This is a genomic window from Escherichia sp. E13S3, from assembly GCF_004212325.1.
Classification (GTDB): Bacteria; Pseudomonadota; Gammaproteobacteria; order Enterobacterales; family Enterobacteriaceae; genus Escherichia.
In genome coordinates, this window is the sequence record NZ_RHJR01000029.1 from 1 (window position 1) to 2,927 (window position 2,927).

General features: G+C 43.7%; 2 protein-coding genes and 2 pseudogenes. All 4 read left to right on the forward strand.

Annotated elements, in window-relative coordinates; all coding sequences use genetic code 11:
* Positions 1–168 (forward strand): annotated as a pseudogene (locus D9597_RS23460) (type VI secretion system tip protein VgrG); the annotation flags it as partial.
* Positions 169–198: 30 nt separating this feature from the next.
* Positions 199–681, forward strand: a complete 483-nt coding sequence (locus D9597_RS22825) for a DUF3828 domain-containing protein (protein ID WP_130224896.1) — start codon at positions 199–201, stop codon at positions 679–681.
* A gap of 124 nt (positions 682–805) precedes the next feature.
* Positions 806–1,345, forward strand: a complete 540-nt coding sequence (locus D9597_RS22830) for a DUF3828 domain-containing protein (RefSeq protein ID WP_130224898.1) — start codon at positions 806–808, stop codon at positions 1,343–1,345.
* 13 nt (positions 1,346–1,358) lie between these two features.
* A pseudogene (locus tag D9597_RS22840) lies at positions 1,359–2,927 on the forward strand (hypothetical protein); the annotation flags it as partial.

Genomic DNA, 2,927 nt, shown 5'->3' on the forward strand with positions numbered 1-2,927 from the left:
CTGAGTAAGAACGGGATTGAGCATGGTTCATCTGGTGAGTTCATTATGAAAACATCGAACTATCTGGTACCAGGCTCGGGCGCAAATCTTCCCAACGAAACACCCAATTTCAGCCTGACGGATATCACTCAGGAAAGCAAAATCAGCAGTAAGTCATTCAATGACTGATACAAAAATAGTAAACAGGGAAAATGCACTATGAAACCATGTTTTAAAAATTTATTGCTGTTACTCACTTTTATTTTTGCGACATTTTCAAACCTCAGTTTTGGAGAAAATAATAGCCCAGCGCTCGATGCAAAAAGCCCAGAGTTCGTTGTTAAAGCATTTTACTCTGATTATCTCAAAGCCTGGAATAATCCTGATGTGGAGAGTGGTGCAGAGAAAAGCCAAAACGCAGTTGATACCTATACGACGAAATATCTTCAGAAATTGAATAGTGATAATGATACTGGTGCTGATTATTTCATCAGTGCTCAGGAAATATGTCCAGATTGGGCGGATGAAATTGCAGTTAAAACATCGCCTACGGGCAGTAATAAGGTTGCCGCTGAGTTAACGCTTGGCCATGCTGATAGTGAGTCAAAATATGATATCAGCATTGTTCTCAAGAATGACAAATGGCTAATGGATTCGGTGAAGTTCATATCCAGAAAAACAGGCCATTGCAACGAGAACTAACAGAGAGAGACAATGTTCAATCAAAACAGTGCCATGAGCACCTTAAAATCAAATGCTGCGGCTATTGCTGTTATAAACAAAAAGAATTTTGATAGCTACATTTTTTAACGAATGAGAAGTCAATATGAAATTATCAACCCCCAAAATATTCCATGCTTTCATTTACGCCTTCCTCCTTACTTGTTCACATGCGGCGCTTTCTGCTGAATCTACAAACCCAGCAGATATTGTCCATGATTTTTACTCTGAATATCTCAAGGATGATACAGAGAATAATGATGCAATAATCAAAAAGTACGTATCTGACCAACTGATGAATAGCATCACTGATTCCACAATGTGTAATTATGATTCTGACGATTCTGTTTCTGCATCAGAACTAGAAAAAAAATGCTCACAGAAACACGAGTGCAAACAATATAAAGGGAACTATATTTGTGACTGGTACGGCGTTTGGGTTGAGTCTGATGTTAATTATTTCACTAAGTCTCAAGATACATACTCCTCCTGGAAGCTGAATATGAAGACCGGTACGATTACGGAAAATGGAAGTAAGTCTGTGGTTGGGGTTATTCTGGGCGATGATTCTGAACCTAAAAACTCACTCAATGTTTCCCTTAAAAAAATCGACAGTAACTGGAAAATCATCAGCGTAACGGAATAAAAAGGCTGAATCCATGTGGAATAATAGTGCATCCGTTAGTTACATAAATAGTCATGTTGAACCAAGAAGTCTTGGGAAGTGCGCTGCATACGTCAGAAGGGCCGCGGAGGCTGGTGGTGTCAAAATTAAGATTCCACCACCAAGGATTGGCAACTCCGCGTCAGCATGTGATTACGGCCCATCTTTTGAGGCCGTAGGATTCAAACCTGTTTACTCTTATACAGGTTCAGGCCCTACAGACACAGCAATTATACCAGGACAACAAGCAGGTGATGTTGTTGTTATTCAACCTATTGATGGGCATCCTCATGGCCATATTGCTTTATTTAATGGGACAAACTGGGTTTCAGACTTTATTCAACTCAGAGGATTCTATCCCGGCCAACAATATCGAAATGAAAAGCCCGCATATATCCTTTATCGTTACAATGACAATACTGCTTCTGATAGTAGTAGCGGAAAAACTCAGCCTATCAAAATAGTATGGCCGATCCCCTCGAACAACCGAGGAAATGAATTTGGGAGCCAGGAAGATATCCTTTCACATTTGAGTGGAGAATCTACCGGACAGTACGCGATTGGCCGCAGTGGCATGTGGCATGGCGGGATCCATATCACGGAAGCAACGACCCCGTGGTGTGCGCTTAGCGGTAAGTCTCCACTTGAAGCGATAGATTTTCCAGTTCCTTTTAAAGGTGAGCAGGCAATTCGATGCATGGCTGACGGAGAAGTGATTGCTTACCGCATCTGCAGGGATTATCTGACGCTTGCATGGGAATCCGGTCCGCTGAACTTTTCCGGTTCGTTTGTTCTGGTTAAACACTATATCCAGCCGGGTGAGAAAGAAACCAGCGGACTGCATTTCTATACACTGTATATGCATCTTGCGCCGTATTCAGCTTATGAGGCTGAAGCAGAAAATCAGTGGGTTATTCAGGATACTCTAAAAGCATATTCTGAAATGGACTGGCTGACGGCGAAACTGACTTCAGATAAAACTTCTCCACAAATTGCAGGGCACATGCCTGAAGGGGCCAGAGTGGAGTGGGACCCTGCAGACAGCAATCTTAACGCCACAGGAAGTAACAAGAGAAAACACGGCCTTGTGACGCTAAAGGGGTTACCAGAAAAAACCAGCAGTACTCTCACTCCCGGTCAGCGCTACTGGATTGTTGTGGATAACAACAATGTTAAGCCAGCGCCGGGGACCGGGCCCGACTGGTGGCGACACTTGCTGCCTCCCGCAAAGGAATCCATGGTATTCGATAAAACAGTAAGTCTCAGTTCTCCATTTGCTATTAAGGCCGGTGACCCGATTGGCCACATGGGCTACTATCAGGCACCAAAGGATGGGGGGTATGAGGCACGATACCAGGTACATATCGAATGCACGAGCATGGATGATAATCTGGAGAAGTTCCTGACCAACCCAGAAAAAGTGGGGGAGAAAAACCCGCTCTGGCTGAAGTATTCTCCTGGCCTTGCTCTCTTCACAAAAGACGTAGCGAAAGGCACCTTCGCAAAGGAGGCGACGTCTACAACGCGGACAGGCATCCTTCCATTGAGCAAAGTCACAGCTGAA